General features: G+C 64.8%; 14 protein-coding genes. 4 read left to right on the top strand and 10 right to left on the bottom strand.

The window, feature by feature from the left end; translation table 11 throughout:
• The 10 genes from ACH196_RS32830 to ACH196_RS32785 all read right to left on the bottom strand — a co-directional run bounded on the left by ACH196_RS32830 (window position 1) and on the right by ACH196_RS32785 (window position 11,191).
• Window positions 1–819, bottom strand: coding sequence for an ABC transporter permease (locus ACH196_RS32830; RefSeq protein WP_396651051.1), 819 nt, complete (start codon window positions 817–819; stop codon window positions 1–3).
• A 7-nt stretch (window positions 820–826) separates the two neighbouring features.
• Window positions 827–1,786, bottom strand: coding sequence for an ABC transporter permease (locus ACH196_RS32825; RefSeq protein ID WP_396651050.1), 960 nt, complete (start codon window positions 1,784–1,786; stop codon window positions 827–829).
• 16 nt (window positions 1,787–1,802) lie between these two features.
• The gene (locus ACH196_RS32820; RefSeq protein ID WP_396651049.1) at window positions 1,803–3,386 is read right to left on the bottom strand and encodes an ABC transporter substrate-binding protein; all 1,584 of its coding nucleotides are present in this window, start codon (window positions 3,384–3,386) and stop codon (window positions 1,803–1,805) included.
• 149 nt (window positions 3,387–3,535) lie between these two features.
• Window positions 3,536–5,539 carry a CocE/NonD family hydrolase gene (locus ACH196_RS32815; protein WP_396651048.1) on the bottom strand — a complete coding sequence of 668 codons (2,004 nt, stop codon included), beginning with the start codon at window positions 5,537–5,539 and terminating at the stop codon, window positions 3,536–3,538.
• A gap of 97 nt (window positions 5,540–5,636) precedes the next feature.
• Window positions 5,637–6,578 carry an alpha/beta hydrolase gene (locus tag ACH196_RS32810; RefSeq protein ID WP_396651047.1) on the bottom strand — a complete coding sequence of 314 codons (942 nt, stop codon included), beginning with the start codon at window positions 6,576–6,578 and terminating at the stop codon, window positions 5,637–5,639.
• 72 nt (window positions 6,579–6,650) lie between these two features.
• Window positions 6,651–7,064, bottom strand: a complete 414-nt coding sequence (locus ACH196_RS32805; RefSeq protein WP_396651046.1) for an acyl-CoA thioesterase — start codon at window positions 7,062–7,064, stop codon at window positions 6,651–6,653.
• The gene (locus ACH196_RS32800; protein WP_396651045.1) at window positions 7,061–7,996 is read right to left on the bottom strand and encodes a 3-keto-5-aminohexanoate cleavage protein; all 936 of its coding nucleotides are present in this window, start codon (window positions 7,994–7,996) and stop codon (window positions 7,061–7,063) included. The genes ACH196_RS32805 and ACH196_RS32800 overlap by 4 nt, the downstream gene beginning before the upstream one ends.
• Window positions 7,997–8,025: 29 nt before the next feature.
• Window positions 8,026–9,132: an ABC transporter ATP-binding protein gene (locus ACH196_RS32795; RefSeq protein WP_396651044.1), complete on the bottom strand. Its 1,107-nt coding sequence runs from the start codon at window positions 9,130–9,132 to the stop codon at window positions 8,026–8,028.
• Window positions 9,129–9,857 carry a GntR family transcriptional regulator gene (locus ACH196_RS32790; RefSeq protein WP_396651043.1) on the bottom strand — a complete coding sequence of 243 codons (729 nt, stop codon included), beginning with the start codon at window positions 9,855–9,857 and terminating at the stop codon, window positions 9,129–9,131. Before ACH196_RS32790 ends, ACH196_RS32795 begins: the two co-directional genes overlap by 4 nt.
• Complete coding sequence (locus tag ACH196_RS32785) at window positions 9,857–11,191, bottom strand: aspartate aminotransferase family protein (protein WP_396651042.1); 1,335 nt, start codon at window positions 11,189–11,191, stop codon at window positions 9,857–9,859. Before ACH196_RS32785 ends, ACH196_RS32790 begins: the two co-directional genes overlap by 1 nt.
• 128 nt (window positions 11,192–11,319) lie before the next feature.
• Here ACH196_RS32785 and ACH196_RS32780 point away from each other — a divergent pair, with 128 nt between their 5' ends.
• The 4 genes from ACH196_RS32780 (at window position 11,320) to ACH196_RS32765 (ending at window position 16,686) form a co-directional block, all read left to right on the top strand.
• Window positions 11,320–12,372 carry an ABC transporter substrate-binding protein gene (locus tag ACH196_RS32780; RefSeq protein ID WP_396651041.1) on the top strand — a complete coding sequence of 351 codons (1,053 nt, stop codon included), beginning with the start codon at window positions 11,320–11,322 and terminating at the stop codon, window positions 12,370–12,372.
• A 20-nt stretch (window positions 12,373–12,392) separates the two neighbouring features.
• Window positions 12,393–13,613, top strand: a complete 1,221-nt coding sequence (locus ACH196_RS32775) for an ABC transporter permease (protein ID WP_396651040.1) — start codon at window positions 12,393–12,395, stop codon at window positions 13,611–13,613.
• A complete protein-coding gene (locus tag ACH196_RS32770) occupies window positions 13,610–14,419 on the top strand; it encodes an ABC transporter permease (protein WP_396651039.1) in 810 nt (269 codons plus the stop codon). The genes ACH196_RS32775 and ACH196_RS32770 overlap by 4 nt, the downstream gene beginning before the upstream one ends.
• Window positions 14,420–14,592: 173 nt before the next feature.
• On the top strand, window positions 14,593–16,686 hold the full coding sequence (locus ACH196_RS32765) for a 3-hydroxyacyl-CoA dehydrogenase NAD-binding domain-containing protein (RefSeq protein WP_396651038.1): 2,094 nt from the start codon (window positions 14,593–14,595) through the stop codon (window positions 16,684–16,686).
• The last annotated feature ends 133 nt before the right edge of the window (window positions 16,687–16,819 follow it).

The raw sequence follows: 16,819 nt of genomic DNA, 5'->3' as shown, positions 1-16,819 counted from the left end.
TCAGCTGCGCCCTCCCTTGAGGCTCGAGGTACGGTTCAGCACCCAGTCGGCCACCAGATTGACCGAGATAGCCAGGATGGCGATCGCGGCGGCGGGGATCAGCGCCGCGCCGATGCCGAAGACGATGCCGTCCTTGTTGTCCTTGACCATGCCGCCCCAATCCGATTCCGGAGGCTGCACGCCGAGGCCGAGGAACGACAGCGCCGACAGGAACAGCACCGCGTAGATGAAGCGCAGCCCGAGCTCGGAGACCAGCGGCGACAGCGCGTTGGGCAGGATTTCCCTGAGCACGATCCACCGGGTTCCCTCGCCGCGCAACCTCGCCGCCTCGACATAGTCCATGATGTTGATGTCGACGGCGACGGCCCGCGCCAGGCGATAGACGCGGGTGGCATCGAGGATGCCCATGACGAGGATCAGAACGGCGACCGTGCGCGGCAGCACGGAGAGCACCACGAGCGCGAAGATCAGGGTGGGGATCGCCATCAGCAGATCGACGAAACGCGAGACGATCGTGTCGAACCAGCCGCCCAGCACCGCCGCCATGAAACCCAGCACGGAGCCCAGGGTGAACGAGAGAGCCGTGGCCAGTATGGCGATGATGATTGTGGTACGTGCGCCGAAGATGACGCGCGTCAGCAGGTCGCGGCCGATATTGTCGGTGCCGAGCCAATGCGCGGCGGAGGAAGGCTCCCAGACCTGCCCGACGATCTCAGTGTTCGAATAGGGCGAAATCCAGGGCGCGAAAGCCGCCGCGAACAGGAATATCCCGGTGAGGACCAGCCCGAGCAGCGCCGTGAAGGGAATGCTTCTCAACATGGCCGCCTCATTTCGGATGCCGCAGACGGGGGTTGGCAAGGATGCCGGCGATGTCGGCGATGATGTTCAGGCTGATATAGACGGCCGCGAAGATCAGGCCGACGGCCTGCACGACCGGAACGTCGCGCTTGGTGACGTGGTCGACCAGATACTGGCCCATGCCGGGATAGACGAAGATGATCTCGATGACGACGACGCCGACCACGAGATAGGCGAGGTTCAGCATGACCACGTTGATCACCGGCGCGATGGCGTTGGGGAAGGCGTGCTTGCGGATGATGTCGAAGGCGCCCAGCCCCTTGAGCTCGGCCGTCTCGATATAGGGCGACTGCATGACGTTGAGGATCGCCGCGCGCGTCATGCGCATCATATGGGCCAGCACCACAAGGGTCAGCGAGGCGGCGGGCAGCACCACCGCCTGCAGCCGGTCCATGAACGGCATGCCGTCATAGACGGTGGAGATGCCGGGGAACCACTGCAGCTTCACCGCGAAGACGAAGACCAGCACGTAGCCGATGAAGAATTCCGGAAACGATGTCGACGCCAGCGCAATGCCGGAGATCAGCTTGTCGACAAAACCGTTGCGATAGCGCACGGCGGTCAGGCCGAGGATGATGGCCAGCGGCACCGAGACGATTGCCGCGCAGAGAGCGAGGAACAGCGTGTTCTTCAGGCGCGGCCAGATCGAGCTGCCGATATCCTGCCCGGACGATAGCGCGGTGCCGAGATCGCCGGTCAGCACGCCGCCCAGCCAGCGGAAGTATCTGATATAGGCCGGGTCGTTGAGGCCGAGCGATTGCCGAAGGTTTTCCAGCGCCTGCGGCGTCGCCGACTGGCCCAGGATGGATTGCGCGACGTCGCCGGGCAGGATCTGCGTGCCGGCGAAGATCAGGACCGATACGGCCAAAAGCAGGAGGATGCCCAGCGCAACGCGCTGGGCGACAAGCTTCACGATGGGTGAGGACATCTCCGCAAGGCCGGACTCAAGCGTTCAGCCAGCACTTGGACAGCGCATAGCCGCCCATCATCTCCTGGTTTCCATCGGGCATCCAGCCGCCGACATTCGGACCGGTGGCGTCGATGAAGTCGTTGAACATCGGCGTGATCACGCCGCCTTCCATGTTCACCATCGTGCCCATGTCGGCATAGATCTTCTTGCGCTTCTCGGTGTCCAATTCGGCCCGAGCTGCGAAGAGCATCTTGTCGAAATCCTCGCGCATGAACCGCGTGTCGTTCCAGTCGGCCTTCGAATAATAGGCGGTGGAATACATCTGGTCCTGCGTCGGCCTGCCGCCCCAGTAGGACGCCGAGAAGGGCTGCTTGTTCCAGACTTCCGACCAGTAGCCGTCGCCCGGCTCGCGCTTGATCTCCAGCGTGATGCCGCACTTTGCGGCGCTCTGCTGGTAGAGCTGCGCTGCGTCGACCGCGCCGGGGAAGGCCACGTCCGAGGTGCGCAGCAGCACCGAGCCGCTGTGGCCGGACTTCTTGTAGTGCTCCGCCGCCTTTTCCGGATCGAACTTGCGCTGCTCCATCTCGGTATACAGCGGATAGGCCTTGTTGATCGGCGTATCGTTGCCGACCGAGCCGTAGCCGAACAGGATTTTCTGCACCAGCTCCTCGCGGTCGAGCGCGTATTTCAGCGCCAGCCTGAGGTCGTTGTTGTCGAACGGCGCGGTGTTGCAGTGGGCGATGAACACGTAGTGGCCCTTGCCGGCGACGTTCTGGATGGTGACGCCTGGCACGCGCTTGATCAGCTCGACGATCTTCGGCTCGACGCGGTTGATCATGTTGACCTGCCCACCCTGCAGGGCGGCGGTGCGGGCCGTCGGATCGTTGATGACGATGATCTCGATCTGGTCGGCGAAGCCGCGGTCGTCGCGCCAATATCCGGCGAATTTCTCGCCGCCGAGACGCACGCCGGGCTCGTTGGTCGCCACCTTGTAGGGGCCGGTGCCGATGCCTTCGGCCGGGTTGTCCTTGCCGCCGTTGGGCTGGACCATCAGGTGGTAGTCGTCCATCAGGAACGGCAAGTCGGCATTCGCTTCCTTCAGCGTGAACACCACCGTGTCGCCGTCGGCCTTGACGCTTTCGATGCCGCCCATGATGCCCAGCGCGCCGGACTTGGAGTTGGCATCCGAATGCCGCTCCATCGTGGCCACCACGTCGGCCGGCGTCATTTCCTTGCCGTTGTGGAACTGCACGCCCTTGCGGATCTTGAAGGTCCACACTTTCGCGTCGTCGGAAGCGCCCCATTCGGTGGCCAGAGCCGGCTGCAGCACGCCCGTCGCGTCGATCTGCACGAGCTGCTCGCCCCACTGGCGGCCGAAGAAATACGGCACCTGGCTCGACCAGGTCGCGGGATCGAGGCTGTCGGTGGCCGCGCCCCCCTGCATGCCGGCCTTGAGCACGCCGCCCTTGACCGGCGCCTGCGCCTTGGCGGCCGACGACAGCAGCGAGTTGGCGAAGGTGGTGGTGACGCCGAGCGCCGCGGCGCGGCCCAGGAAATCGCGCCGGCTAAGTTTTCCGCCAATGACTGAGCGGCTCAGAAAGTCCAGTTCGTTCGACATTCTCGTGTTCCTCACTCGGTTGGTTCGACCGTGGTTTTTATATTTTTCGTTGTCAGGATATGACCGCATGCGAGGGAAAGGGACAAGGCGATTTGCGACATGACGTGGCGTAAATTGCAACACGCCGCTGGCCCAACGCGCAAATCGGTTCAGATGTGATCGCGCGGCACCTCCTCGCGGAAATCCTTTTCATACACCAGCACATCGTCCTCATACGCTTCGATGCGGCCGGTCAGGTGGAAGGCTGTGGCGTCGGAGCGCATGGCAGAGAAGGTTTCGGTGCGCAGCGACCAGCCGTCGCGCTTGTGGATCGCCGTCCAGTGCGTCACCCCGCGCGCCGACAGCGGATCGTTTGGATGGATGGTCCAGCGCTCGCGCGCGATGCCGCCATTGATCAGGCCGTGGTTGGCGTCGCGGGTCTCGCCGAAATCGTCGACGATGGCGAGCGTCACGGCGCCCGTCTTCTCGTCGCGCTCGACCTTGCGGCTGTTGCTCGCCGGCCGGATGGTCTGCGTGTTCCATGGCCGCGCCGCTTCGGGGTCCTCGAACGACACCTCGTCCCCCTGCCCCGCGGCGCGCTCGGGCAGGTCGATGCTGCCGGTGAGAATGTTCAGCGTCACCGGCTCCGGCGAAGGCCAAACCAGCGGCCAGTAGGCGGACGAGACCGCGACCCGCAAAATGTGCCCGGCCGGAACCTGGTAGGCGATGTCGTCGAGCTTGAAGGCGACGGTCATCGGCAAAGTGGGCTTGATGGCCTTCGGCGTCTCGTGTCCGTCGCGATGACAGAGATTGAAAACCCCGTAGGTGATCCTGGTCGACGACCCGTCGGGATGAACGTCGCACAGGCGCACCGCTACCATCGCGACCGGTCGGTCCGCAAACAGCGTCAACCGCACCACCGGGGCGCCGACGATGTCGATGGACGAGGTCAGCCCCACGTCGAAACAGGCCGACTTGGCGTCGTCGGCGCGCTGGTCACCAGGCATTTCCGGCCCGAGCCAGATCGCGCAATATTCGCCGCCGTCCATGCCGCAATCCTGCGGCGACTTGATTTTCGCGTTGACGACCTTCGCCGGCCCCTCCGAAAGCTTTCCGCCGGCGGCCAGGCTGAAGCTCCGGGTTGCGATGCCGGGCGACGGCCATTGGTGCTCGGCGATCCAGCGGCCCGGCCGCTCCTCGTACCAGTCGCGCGGCGGCACAGAATCCATCAAATAGAGGCGCATCACCGGATCGTTCTCGACGCCGGTTTCTTTCCCCTTCAGCCAGAAATCCCACCAGCGCAGCGCCTCTTGCAGAAAGCCGATCGCCGGCTTCGGCACGGCGAAATGCGGATATTTGTGAATCCATGGGCCGATAATGCCTTTGGTAGGCCCTCCTATGCCCGCGACGAGGCGCGCCACCGCGTTCTTGTAGCCGTCGCCCCAGCCGCCGACGGCCAGAGTCGCCGCCCTGATTTTTGAAAAATCCTCGCAGACCGAACCGCGCTTCCAGTAGTCGTCGCGCCGCTGGTGACGCAGCCAGACGGCGGGAAGAAACGGCTCGTTTTCCAGCCGCTCCAGCCACATCTCCTTCCAGCTATCGCCGACGATCGCCGGATCGGGCGAGCGCGACGAATAGGAGAGCATGGTCGAGCCCCAGCCGAGATTCTCGTTGAGCAGCAGCCCGCCCTTGTAATGGATGTCGTCGGCATAGCGGTCATCGGTCGAGCACAGCGTAATGATCGCCTTCAGCGCCTCCGGCTGCTTGGCCGCGACCTGCAGCGAATTGAACCCGCCCCAGGAGATGCCCATCATGCCGACCTTGCCGTTGCACCAGGGCTGTTTTGCGGCCCATTCGATGACGGCCACCGCATCCTCCAGTTCCTGCTCGGTGTATTCGTCCTCCATAAGCCCTTCGGAATCGCCGTTGCCGCGCATGTCGACACGGATCGAGGCGTAGCCGTGACCAGCGAAATAGGGATGGGTGAGCGAATCGCGCGCCGTCGTGCCGTCGCGCTTACGATAGGGCAGGTGTTCGAGGATCGCCGGCACCGGAGTGGCTTCCGCATCCGCCGGCAGCCAGATGCGGGCCGAAAGCACGCAGCCGTCCGGCATCTCGATGCCGACATCCGGGTTCTCGACGATCTTGCGCGGAAACTGGGTGACAGTCTTCATGGGCGAGGCTCCGGTATGCGTGATCGCCGCAGCCTAATCATTGTGGCCCATTGCGAAAGACCCGAATGCACGCCACGCCAGCCGGAAAGCGACATGCTCAATACGGCCATTCGCCTTTGCCGAGCGAGGAGACGGCATCGACGATACGGCCAAAACTGTCGCGGGCGCGGCCAACCGTGTGCCTGGCGCGAAGATAGCCATGAACGAGGCCGGACTCCTCATACCACCAGGCTTTTCCACCAGCCTCGGCGATCCTCCGGCTGTAGAGCTCCCCATCCGACGAGAGCGGATCGCATTGCGCGGTAATGATTGCTGTCGGCGGCAGGCCGGAAAAATCATTGTCGGCGAGGGGGTGGAGCGTGACGATGTCGGCCGGTATCACCCCTCCGGTCCGGACATCGCGATAGAATGCGAGGTCGCGCGCCGTCAGCATCGGCGCATCGGCATGTTCCGTATGAGAACGGCCCCTGCCCTCGCCGTCGAGGCCCGGATAGATCAGCACCTGCCCGACCGGCGCCCGCCGATGACCGCGCGTGGCGTGGCTGACAGCGGCGGCCAGGTTGCCGCCCGCCGAATCGCCGCAAAGCACGATCGGCCTGACATAAGTCTTCGTCGCCAATTCGAACGCGGCCAGCGCATCGTCGAAGGCAGCCGGGTGACGATGCTCGGGCGCCAGCCGATAATCCACCGAGACGACCTCAAAGCCGGTACGGGCGCAGAGTTCGGCACAGACATCGTCGTGACTGTCCAGACCGCCGACGACGAAGCCGCCGCCGTGCAAATAGATCACGACTGCCGCAGCCTCGGGCGCGGCCGGGCGGTAGATGCGGATCGGGATGGGGCGATCCAGCAGGCTGATCGTCGTTGTTTCGGCGCCGACACCTTCGGGATAGCCGGCGAAGAATTCGCGGCACATGCGGTCGTAGATCGCGCGCTGCTGCTCGATCGTGAAGTCGATCGTGTCCGGCGGATAGAAGGAATTCGTGCGCTCGATGAACGCCCATGTCTCGGCGTCGATGATCTTGGAATAGTCGGTCATGGGTGCCCCGGACGCGGACCGGCATCATAGGGATGGCACTCGCCAGAGAGCAACCCGCAGCGAACAGCGGGCTCAAACGGCGAGTGCCAATGCCCTTTCCCGGGTCGCCGCATCGAGTTCCACCTTGCCGCGCAGGCGCAGGTCGAAGCGCACCGTGACCGTGCGCATCAGCGCATGCACCGCGCCGTCGAGCGTGCCGGACATTTCATGCGCGTAGGTCAGCGACGAGGCGCCGACCTTCTCCACGCGGCTGCGGATGGTGACCAGAGTCCCGACGGGGGTCTCATGCTTGTAGTCGATCTCCATCCGAACATCGGCCCATCCGAGGCCGGCCTCCGGGTCCTCCTTGCCGGTGACGCGGCCGAGCAGTTGAAAACTGGCGTCGTCGAACATCGCCACATAGTGGCGGACGTTGAGATGGCCCATCGCATCGCACATCCAGGGGTGCACGACGCCGGCATAGGTGACAACGCCCTGTTCGCTCAAAACCCGACCTCGTTGCCGCCCTTCAGTTTCAAGAGATCACGCGCTTCCGCGGGCGTCGCGACGTCGAGCGAGAGTTCGGCCAGGATGCGCCTGATCTTCGCCACCTGCTCGGCGTTGCTCTTCGCCAGCGCGCCCTTGCCGGCATAAAGGCTGTCCTCCAGCCCGACGCGCACATTGCCGCCCATGATCGCGCCCATAGTGCAAAGACCCATCTGGTGCCTGCCGGCGGCCAATATCGACCAGAGATAATCCTTGCCGAACAGCCGGTCGGCGGTCCGCCGCATATGCATCATGTCCTCCGGATCGGGTCCGATGCCGCCGAGAATTCCGAAGATTGTCTGCACGAACAGCGGCGGGGTCAACAGTTTGCGGTCGAGGAAATGCGCCAGCGCATAGAGATGGCTGACGTCGTAGCACTCGAATTCGAACTTGGTGCCGTAGGCTTGGCCGACCTCGACGATGATGCGCTCGATCTGCTCGAAGGTGTTCGACACGATGCTCTTGGTCGTGTTCTCCAGATACGGCTTTTCCCAGTCGTATTTCCAGGTCGAGAATTTTGACGCAGCCTGGGAGAGCACGAAATTCATCGATCCCATGTTGAGCGAGCAAAGTTCGGGTTTCGCCACATGGGCGGCTGCCAGCCGTTCCTCCAGCGTCATGCCCAGGCCGCCGCCGGTGGTTATGTTCATCACCGCGTCGGTCTGCTGCTTGATGCGCGGCAGGAAGTCCATGAACAGCCTCGGATCGGGCGACGGTTTTCCGGTGTCGGGATCGCGCGCATGAAGATGGATGACCGAAGCGCCTGCCTCCGCTGCGCCGACAGCTCCATCGACGATCTCGGTTGGGGTGATCGGCAGATAGGGGCTCATGGTCGGCGTGTGCACCGAGCCCGTGACGGCGCATGTGATGATGACTTTCCGAGACGCTTCCATGCTTCCTCCCATTGGCCACGTTTCGCGCTTCAGGGATCGAGCGCGAGGCAATCCTGGCTTCGCCAGCCGAGCCGGATCGCTGCCCCCGGCGGCAGCGCGGGCAGCGACGGCGTGTTGGCGAGCTTGACGATGAACGAACGGCCGCCGGCCGCGCGGGCGACGAGCCTGATGTGATCACCCACATAAACGGACTGGACAATCGTCGCCGGCATTTCGTTAGCCGGCGCAACTACGCCATCCGTGACCAGCACGATGCGCTCCGGACGGACCGACAGCATCACAGACGCACCGGGCGCGAACCGGCCCTCCGGCGCGACGGCGCGAAGCGTGCCGCCACCCTCCGCGAGTGCCACGGAAAGTTCGCCATTCGATGCCACAGCCTCCACCAAGCCCGGCATTCGGTTGTTCTCGCCGATGAAACTCGCGACGAAACTCGTCCGTGGCCGCTCGTACAATTCGTTCGGCGTCGAAAGCTGCTGGACACGGCCGGCATTGAAGACGGCGATGCGATCCGACATGGTCAGCGCTTCCGTCTGGTCATGCGTGACATAGACGAAGGTGACGCCGAGCCTTGCGTGTATGTCCTTGATCTCGAACTGCATCTGCTCGCGCAACTGCTTGTCGAGCGCGCCCAGCGGCTCATCCATCAGCACCAGCTTCGGCTCGAAGATCAGGGCCCGCGCCACGGCGATGCGCTGCTGCTGGCCGCCGGAAAGCTGGTCGGGGCGGCGGCTGCCGAGGCCGGGCAGTTGCACCATGTCGAGCACGCTTTTCACGCGCCGCTCGATCTCGGCCTTTGCGAGCCCGCGCACCTCCAGCGGGAAGGCCAGGTTCTCGGCCACGGTCATATGCGGAAACAGCGCATAGTTCTGGAAAACCATGCCGATCCCGCGTTTATTAGCCGGCACACGGTCGATACGGCGACTATCGATGAATATCTCGCCGGCGCTCGGCGCCTCGAAGCCGGCAAGCATCATCAGCGCCGTGGTCTTGCCGGAACCGGAGGGCCCGAGCAGCGTCAGGAACTCGCCCCGGCGGATTTCCAGATCGAGCTCGCGGACCGCCTGCACCGTCTCGCCATAGGACTTGCTGACGCCCCGAAACTCCACATGGGCGGTTGCCGGCGGAGCGCTCATCTCCCCGTCCCTCGCGGCGCGCGGCGGCGCGGCGAAACCGGACGCGGCGCAACCGGGGCTGCGGCGGCACGCAGGATGATGTCGGCCGCTTCGCTCAGGTCGGCGACCAGCGCGCGGCGCACTGCCTGGCTGTCGCCGCGGCGAAGGCCGTCGATCATTTCGTCATGATGGATCAGGCCAAACACATAGGCCGCGTCGGTGCGCACGATGTTCAGCAAGGGGCCGGCACGCAGCCACAGCTTTTCGATGATCTGCTGGAGCATGGGCGAGCGCGCCGCGCCGTACAGCATGAAATGGAAACGCCGGTTGAGCGTGAGGTAGTCGGCAAGGGCATGGCCGTTGACGCATCGATGCAGGCGTTCGTTGATATCGGCCAGTTCGTCGATCTCCTCCGGCGAGATGGTCGACGTGGCCCATTCGGCCGCCGTGCCCTCGACGCTGCAGCGCACGCGCACCAGTTCGGAAATCCGCGCCACCGTGGCCTCGGGGACGATGACGCCGCGATTGGGATGGTCGAACAGCGCCTCGTCGCTGACGAGTTGCCGGAACGCCTCGCGCACCGGCATGGCGCTGGTGCGGAACTGTTCGGCGATCTGCCGCACGACCAGCCGCTGGCCCGGCACGAAATCGCCATTCATCAGCGCTTCTTTCAGCCCCGCATGGACCCGCGCATGCGCGGTCTCCTGCGAGCCTCCGCCGGCCGGCCCTTCCCTGCGATCCAGCATCAAGCGGCCCGCGACGGCAGCACCTGCCGGTTGCTCGCCAGGAAATCGTCGAAGGCTTCGACGAAACCGGCAAGCTCCGCGTCGCCGAAAGGCAGCGACAGCGCCAGCATGCCGCGCGGCGTCACATAGTAGCCGCGCAGCATCATCTCGACATGCCAGAGCGCGATCAGCGACGGATCGGCGGCATCGAGCGGCGCCGGCGTGTCGACCGGCCCCTTGACGAAATGCAGGTTCATCAGCGAACCGCGGCCGAGCACAATGCCTTCGACGCCGTGCCTTTCAAGCGCCGCATTCATTTGTTCGCGCAGCCTGTCGCCGCGCTGGTTGACGGCGCGGCTCGCCTCCTCCGTCAGCACCTTGGTCAGGCCGGTAAAACCCGCCGCCATGCTCAAGATGTTGTTGTTGAACGTGCCTCCATGCGAAAAGGCGCTGGGCGAGGCCGGATCGAAACGGTCGATCAGGTCGGCGCGTCCGCCGAAGCCGCCAAAGCTCGCGCCGCCGCCGATATATTTGCCAAGCGTCACGAAGTCCGGATGGATACCGTGCGCGCCGTGCAGTCCACGATAATCGAGGCGCGAGGTCATCACCTCGTCGAAAATCAGCAGCGCGCCGGTCTCGCGCGTGGCGTCGCGCAGCGCCTGCAGGAAATCGCGGCCGGCCGGGATGCAGCCGCCGCCGCCCATCATCGGCTCGATGATGACGGCCGCCAGATCGCCGGCATGCTCGCGGATCAGCGCTACCGTGCCGTCGATGTCGTTGTAATCGCCGAATACGAACGGAAACGGAAGGTTGAGCGGCGAACCGCCATGCGCAAAGGTCAACACCCCGCCATGATAACCCTCGCGAAAGGCCAGCACCTTGGAGCGCCCGGTGATGGCGCGGGCCGCCGAGATCGCCATGATGTTGGCCTCGGTGCCGGAATTGCAGAAGCGCACGCGCTCGATGGCCGGGAAACGGTCGACGACCGCTTCGGCCAGCCGCGCCTCGTAACGGTTCGGCGCGCCGAGCATGATGCCGCCCTGGATAACTTCCACGAGCGCGGCCGCGATGGTCTTGTCGGAATGACCGTAGAAGCCGGCTGAATATTCCGAAACCAGGTCGACATAGGTGTGGCCGTCGAGATCGGTGACGCGGCAACCGTCGCCGGAAACGAAGGAGACCGGAAACGGCCGGTACCAGAGCACGGCACGGGTGTTGCCGCCCGGCAGCGAGGCCGAGGCTTGCCTGTGGCGCTCCAGGCTCAGGGGATTTTCGTCGGTAAACCGCTGCCGCGCTTCGGCCAGGACGGAGTCCAGGCTGACGTTCCGGCGCACTTCCGCACTGCCTGGCAGCATTCGATCAAATCTCCACGGCTTGGCCACTTTTTTTCAGGCTATCTCAAATAAGTCTTGCATATCAATCCGTTTCGCGCAAAAAATTTGATCAAATCTGTCGTGCCAAAAAAACAAGGGGAACTGCTATGATGACATATCTGCGAACTGTTTCCGCCGTCGCGCTGTGCCTGGCAGCGACGACGCTCACCGCATCGGCCGCCGACCCGATCACAGTCGTTGGATGGGGCGGAACGTGGGACAAGGCCTACAAGGACGGCGTCTGGGACAAATACACCGAACAGACCGGCACGCCGATCGTCCAGGAGGAATGGGCGGGCGAGGTCGCCAAGGTGCGCGCGCAGGTGCAGGCCGGCAACATCACCTACGACGTCGTCTCCACCGAGGCGCCGGGCATGGAAATCGGCTGTGCGGAGGGGCTGTTCGTGCCGCTGACACCCGAGATCACCGGCGATCCGGCCAATTATCTGCCGGGCACGCTGCACGAATGCGGCGTCGCCTCCGACACCTGGGCGACGATCCTGACCTACAACACCGACGTATTCAAAGGCGACAGCGGCCCGAAAAGCTGGGCCGACTTCTGGAACGTCGAAAAATTCCCGGGCAAGCGCGGCGTCTATGCACAGGCGCAGTTCACGTTGGAAAACGCGCTGATGGCTGACGGGGTGAAGCGCGAGGACATGTACAAGGTGCTGCGCACGCCGGAGGGCGTCGACCGGGCTTTCGCCATGCTCGACAAGATCAAGCCGCATGCCGTCTGGTGGTCGACGACCACGCAAGGCATTCAGAACCTCGACAGCGGCGAAGTGGTGATCAGCGACCAGTTCAACGCCCGCATCACCAACGAGGTGGTGAAAGAGAAGAAACCCTACGCCATCGTCTGGGATGCGGGCTTCTTCTACGGCACCGACTATTGGGCGGTGGTCAAGGGCGCGCCGCATGAGAAGGAAGCGCTCGACCTGCTGAAGTGGTTTTCCATCCCCGAAAACCAGGCCGGTTTCTCGAAACTCTACGCCTATGGCACCGGCCGCAAGGAAGCGGCGGACCTGATCCCTGCCGAATGGCAGAAGAACCTGCCGACCTCGCCCGAGCACATCCAGTTCGGCGCGGCCTATGACAACGACTTCTGGACGGAGAACAAGGAGGCGCTGGAGGAGCGCTTCAAGGCCTGGCAGGCGAAATAGCCGGCTGGCGAAACAGGCGGATGGCGGCAACGGCCGGACCCACCGGGCGGCAGCATCGGCAGAGCGGGCTCCTCGCGCTGCTGGTGCTGCCGCTCGTTATTTTCGTGGTCGTCGTATTCCTCTGGCCGGCCGCGCGTTTCCTTGCCCTGTCGGTCGATAACTCGGACATCTCCCGCAACCTGCCGCGCACCATTGCCGCGCTGTCCGGCCGGACGGCGGAAAGCGGATTGCCGGACGAGCCAGTATTCGCCGCACTGGTGGATGACCTGGCCGAGGCGAAGCGGGCCGGGCGGGATGGCGTGCTCGCGCAACTCGTCAATCAGCGCATCGTCGGCACTCGTTTCCTGGTGATCAAGACGGCCAAAGACGCGGCCGAAGGCAAGCTTGACATGCGCCCGGTGCGCGAGAGCCTGCTGCAAAAATACCCTGCCTGGGACAGTCCAGCGCTGTGGCGGGAGATTTCGCGCCAGAAGAGCGCCTTCACCGACTATTACCTGCTGAACAGCGTCGACCTGATGCGCGGCGCCGACGGCGGCATCGTTCGCGTTCCGGCGGAACGCGCTGTCTTCCTCGATGTGCTGCTGCGTACCATCTGGATCTCCGCCGTGGTCACCTTGATCTGCGCGCTGCTCGCTTTGCCGCTGGCGCAGGCGATCGTCAGCGCCCCGCTGGCCTGGTCACGGCTGATGTTCGCGCTGATCCTGTTCCCGCTGTGGACGTCGCTTCTGGTGCGCACCGTCATCTGGATCATCGTGCTGCAGAAGAACGGCCCGGTGAATTCCGCCCTGCTCGGCCTCGGCCTCATCGGCGAACCGCTCAACCTAGTCTACACGCGTTTCTCGCTCTATGTCGCCATGGTGCAGGTGCTGCTGCCGATGATGGTGCTGTCGATCGTTTCCATCATGCGCCGCGTGCCGGCAACATATATGCGGGCCGCCCTTTCGCTGGGCGCGCCCTGGTTCACCGCCTGGCGGCGCGTGCAACTGCCGCTGATCCTGCCGGGCATCGCTTCGGGCGCGGCAATCGTCTTCGTCTTTTCGCTCGGCTATTACATCACGCCGACGCTGATCGGCGGCCCGACCGACCAGATGGTGTCGAGCTACATCGCCTTCTACACCAACAACACGCTGAACTGGGGCCTCGGCGCGGCACTGTCGCTGCAACTGCTGCTGATCCTGGCGCTGTTCGCTTTCCTCTACTGGACGGCGCGCGCCCTGATGCGCCGGAAGGCAACGGCATGAGCGCCGACGCTGCCCGAAAGTGGCTGATGTACGGCTACGCGGCGCTGCTGCTGGCCTTCATCATCCTGCCGCTGCTGATCGTCATACCGATGTCGTTGACCAGTTCAAACGCGCTGGCCTTTCCGACGCCCGGCTATTCGCTGCGCTGGTACGAGGAACTGTGGACGGACCGGCGTTGGCCGAACGCGCTGTGGAATTCGCTGGTCATCGGCCTGTCGACGACGCTGCTCTCCTGCCTGCTTGGCATCCCGGCGGCGATCGGCCTCGCCTGGGGCAATTTTCCGGGCAGGAGGCTGATCTACGCCATCATCGCCGCGCCGCTGGTGGTGCCGGTGGTCATCGTCGGCGTCGCCGCCTTTTCCTTCTTCGCGGCGCTCGGCCTGGTGGGCGGCAAACTGCCCATCGTGCTCACCCATACCGCCATGGCGGTGCCGGTCATGCTGACGACGGTGACCGCCAGTCTTTCGACATTCGACCGCACGCTGGTGCACGCCGCCCAGTCGCTGGGCGCCGGCACGCTGCGCACCTTCTTCAAGGTGATCCTGCCGCTGGTGGCGCCCGGCGTCGTCACCGGCGCGATCATCGCCTTCATCATCTCCTTCGACGAGGTGGTGGTGGCGAGTTTCCTGTCGACCGGCAGCGAACGCACGCTGCCGCGCATGATTTTTTCCGGCGTGCGCGAATCGATCAGCCCGGCCATCGCAGCGGTCGCCGTGCTGCTGATCGCCTTTTCGGCGATCCTGCTGGCATTCAACGCCTGGCTGCAAGCCCGCGCCCAGCGCCTGCGAATGAGGACCGCCACGTAGGGAGCGTGTCCTCCAGGCAGGTTGAAGGTGCGGTCAAAGCCGAAGGCCGGCGTAGCCGGGAAAAATGCAGCCGGCATTTGTCGGGATGCGCAAGGTCGACTACACCGGGACCGACAGGACTGCGGACCGTCCGGCCGTGGTTCTCCCCCATCAACCCGACCGCAAGCGTGACCATGATCGACAAAAACCCTTCCCAGCATCAGGATCCGACCGCTAAATCGTCCGTGGTCCGCCTCGAAATCGACGGCGATCTCGCCTTCATCGTCATCGACAACCCGCCGGTCAATGCGAGTTCCGTCGCTGTCCGGTCCGGCCTGCTGGAAGCGATCCAGCATGTATCGGCCGCCCCTGGCATCAAGGCGGGCATCATCATCGGGGCGGGAAGCACCTTTGTTGCCGGCGCCGACATCAAGGAGTTCGGCCGGCCGCCTGCGCCGCCGGAACTGCCCACGGTTCTCGCCGCCATCGAAGCCTGCCCCAAGTCGGTTGCCGCGGCCATTCACGGAGCGGCCCTTGGCGGCGGCCTGGAACTCGCGCTCGCCTGCGATGCCCGCATCGCGCTTGCCGACACCATCGTCGGCCTGCCCGAAGTGACGCTCGGCATCATCCCCGGCGCCGGCGGCACGCAAAGGCTGCCCCGCCTGACCGGCATCGCCACGGCGTTGGACCTCGTCACCTCCGGCCGCCGCATCGGCGCCCGCGAAGCGGCAAAACTCGGCATCATCGACCATGTGGTCGATGGAAAATCCCTGCACGACGGCGCGGCGGAATTCGTCCGCACGCTCCCCGGCAAGCGGATCGTGGCAGACCTCGTCGTTCCGCCGGAGACCGATGAGGCCATAGCGCAGGCCGAGCAGAGCGCGCTGAAATCGGGACGCGGACGCGAGGCGGTCAGCGAGGCGGTCAAGGCCGTGAAGAGCGCAGCGACGCTGCCGGTACGCGAGGCGCTGGCGCAGGAACGCGCGGCCTTCCAGCAGCTGCGCGACAGCGAGGAAGCGGCAGCACTCCGCTACAATTTCTTCGCCGAGCGGCAGGCGGGAAAACTCGACGGCAATGCAAAACCCCTGCCGGTCAAAACCGTAGGCATCGTCGGCGCCGGCACGATGGGCGCGGGCATTGCCGCCGTCTGCGCCGCGGCCGGCCTCGACGTCATCCTGGTCGACGCCAATGCGGCGGCGCTCGAAGCCGGCAAGGGGCGCGTATCGACGGCCCTGACTGACCTGCATCGTGTTGGAAAGCTGAAAGTCCCATCGGCCGAAGACGCTGCCGCGCATGTCACCTATGCCGGCGATATCGCCGCGCTTACCGGCGTCGATCTGGTCATCGAGGCGGTGTTCGAGGATCTGCGGATCAAGACCGACGTGCTGGAGCGTCTTGCGGCGACGGTCCGCGCGGACGCCGTCATTGCCACCAACACCTCCTATCTCGACCTCGACCAACTGGCCGAAGCGACGAGCCGGCCTCACGACGTCATCGGCCTGCATTTCTTCGCGCCCGTGCACCGCATGCGCCTGCTCGAAGTGGTGCGCGGCGCAAAAAGCGATCCGGCGGCGCTGGCGACCGGCGTCTCATTGGCAAAAACCATCGGCAAGCTGCCGGTCGTAGCCGGCGTGTGCGAGGGTTTCATCGGCAATCGCATCTACGCGAAATACCGCGCGCAGTGCGAATACATGCTGGAGGAAGGCGCTCTGCCGCAGGACCTCGACGCGGTCATGGAGGATTTCGGCTTCGCCATGGGACCGTTCGCGGTCTCCGACCTGTCCGGCCTCGACATCGCCTGGGCGACGCGCAAACGGAAAGCCGCCAGCCGTGACCCGCGCGAGCGCTATGTCGGCATAGCCGACCGGATCTGCGAGATGGGTCGGCTCGGCCGCAAGACCGGCGCCGGCTGGTACGATTATTCCGCCGGGTCAGGCCGAGGCGCAGTCGACCCGATCGTCACCGAACTCGTCCGCGCCGAAGCCCGGAAACAGGGTCGGCCGCAAAAAATCTTCGCCAAGGCGGAGATGCAGGGCCGCGTGCTCGGCGCAATCGTCAACGAGGCGGCCCTTTTGCTCGGCGAAGGCATCGCACGTTCGGCGGCCGAGATCGACCTCGTGCTGGTCAACGGTTTCGGTTTCTCGAAATTTCGCGGCGGACCCGTCTTCCAGGCCTCGCGAAAAACTTCTTCGGAAATCGACGCCATGGTCGACGCCGCCGGCCAGGCAACCGGCTTCGGCTTCCGGCGCGGCGACGTGGCGGCGCTGCTGGCCGATATCGCCGGCTGAGCCGCCAGGTCATTTGCCTTGACCGTCGGCGCCGCCCCTCATCCGCCCTTCGGGCACCTTCTCCCCGTGAACGGGGAGAAGGAGGTTGGCCGCAACGTTGCCGCTTGTCCCTTCTCCCCGTCCTTCACGGGGA

Source organism: Mesorhizobium sp. IMUNJ 23232, from assembly GCF_044326205.1.
GTDB lineage: Bacteria > Pseudomonadota > Alphaproteobacteria > Rhizobiales > Rhizobiaceae > Kumtagia.
The sequence above is the reverse complement of the archived record's forward strand: the minus strand, read 5'-3'. Positions and strand labels throughout refer to the sequence as shown.

Excerpts from the sequence above, each read along its gene's own strand:
- ACH196_RS32770 (WP_396651039.1), top strand. The coding sequence starts at position 13,610 with ATGAGCGCCGACGCTGCCCGAAAGTGGCTGATGTACGGCTACGCGGCG.
- ACH196_RS32830 (WP_396651051.1), bottom strand. The coding sequence starts at position 819 with ATGTTGAGAAGCATTCCCTTCACGGCGCTGCTCGGGCTGGTCCTCACC.
- ACH196_RS32765 (WP_396651038.1), top strand. The coding sequence starts at position 14,593 with ATGATCGACAAAAACCCTTCCCAGCATCAGGATCCGACCGCTAAATCG.
- ACH196_RS32810 (WP_396651047.1), bottom strand. The coding sequence starts at position 6,578 with ATGACCGACTATTCCAAGATCATCGACGCCGAGACATGGGCGTTCATC.
- ACH196_RS32795 (WP_396651044.1), bottom strand. The coding sequence starts at position 9,132 with ATGAGCGCTCCGCCGGCAACCGCCCATGTGGAGTTTCGGGGCGTCAGC.
- ACH196_RS32800 (WP_396651045.1), bottom strand. The coding sequence starts at position 7,996 with ATGGAAGCGTCTCGGAAAGTCATCATCACATGCGCCGTCACGGGCTCG.
- ACH196_RS32820 (WP_396651049.1), bottom strand. The coding sequence starts at position 3,386 with ATGTCGAACGAACTGGACTTTCTGAGCCGCTCAGTCATTGGCGGAAAA.
- ACH196_RS32780 (WP_396651041.1), top strand. The coding sequence starts at position 11,320 with ATGACATATCTGCGAACTGTTTCCGCCGTCGCGCTGTGCCTGGCAGCG.
- ACH196_RS32785 (WP_396651042.1), bottom strand. The coding sequence starts at position 11,191 with ATGCTGCCAGGCAGTGCGGAAGTGCGCCGGAACGTCAGCCTGGACTCC.
- ACH196_RS32790 (WP_396651043.1), bottom strand. The coding sequence starts at position 9,857 with ATGCTGGATCGCAGGGAAGGGCCGGCCGGCGGAGGCTCGCAGGAGACC.
- ACH196_RS32825 (WP_396651050.1), bottom strand. The coding sequence starts at position 1,786 with ATGTCCTCACCCATCGTGAAGCTTGTCGCCCAGCGCGTTGCGCTGGGC.
- ACH196_RS32775 (WP_396651040.1), top strand. The coding sequence starts at position 12,393 with ATGGCGGCAACGGCCGGACCCACCGGGCGGCAGCATCGGCAGAGCGGG.
- ACH196_RS32815 (WP_396651048.1), bottom strand. The coding sequence starts at position 5,539 with ATGAAGACTGTCACCCAGTTTCCGCGCAAGATCGTCGAGAACCCGGAT.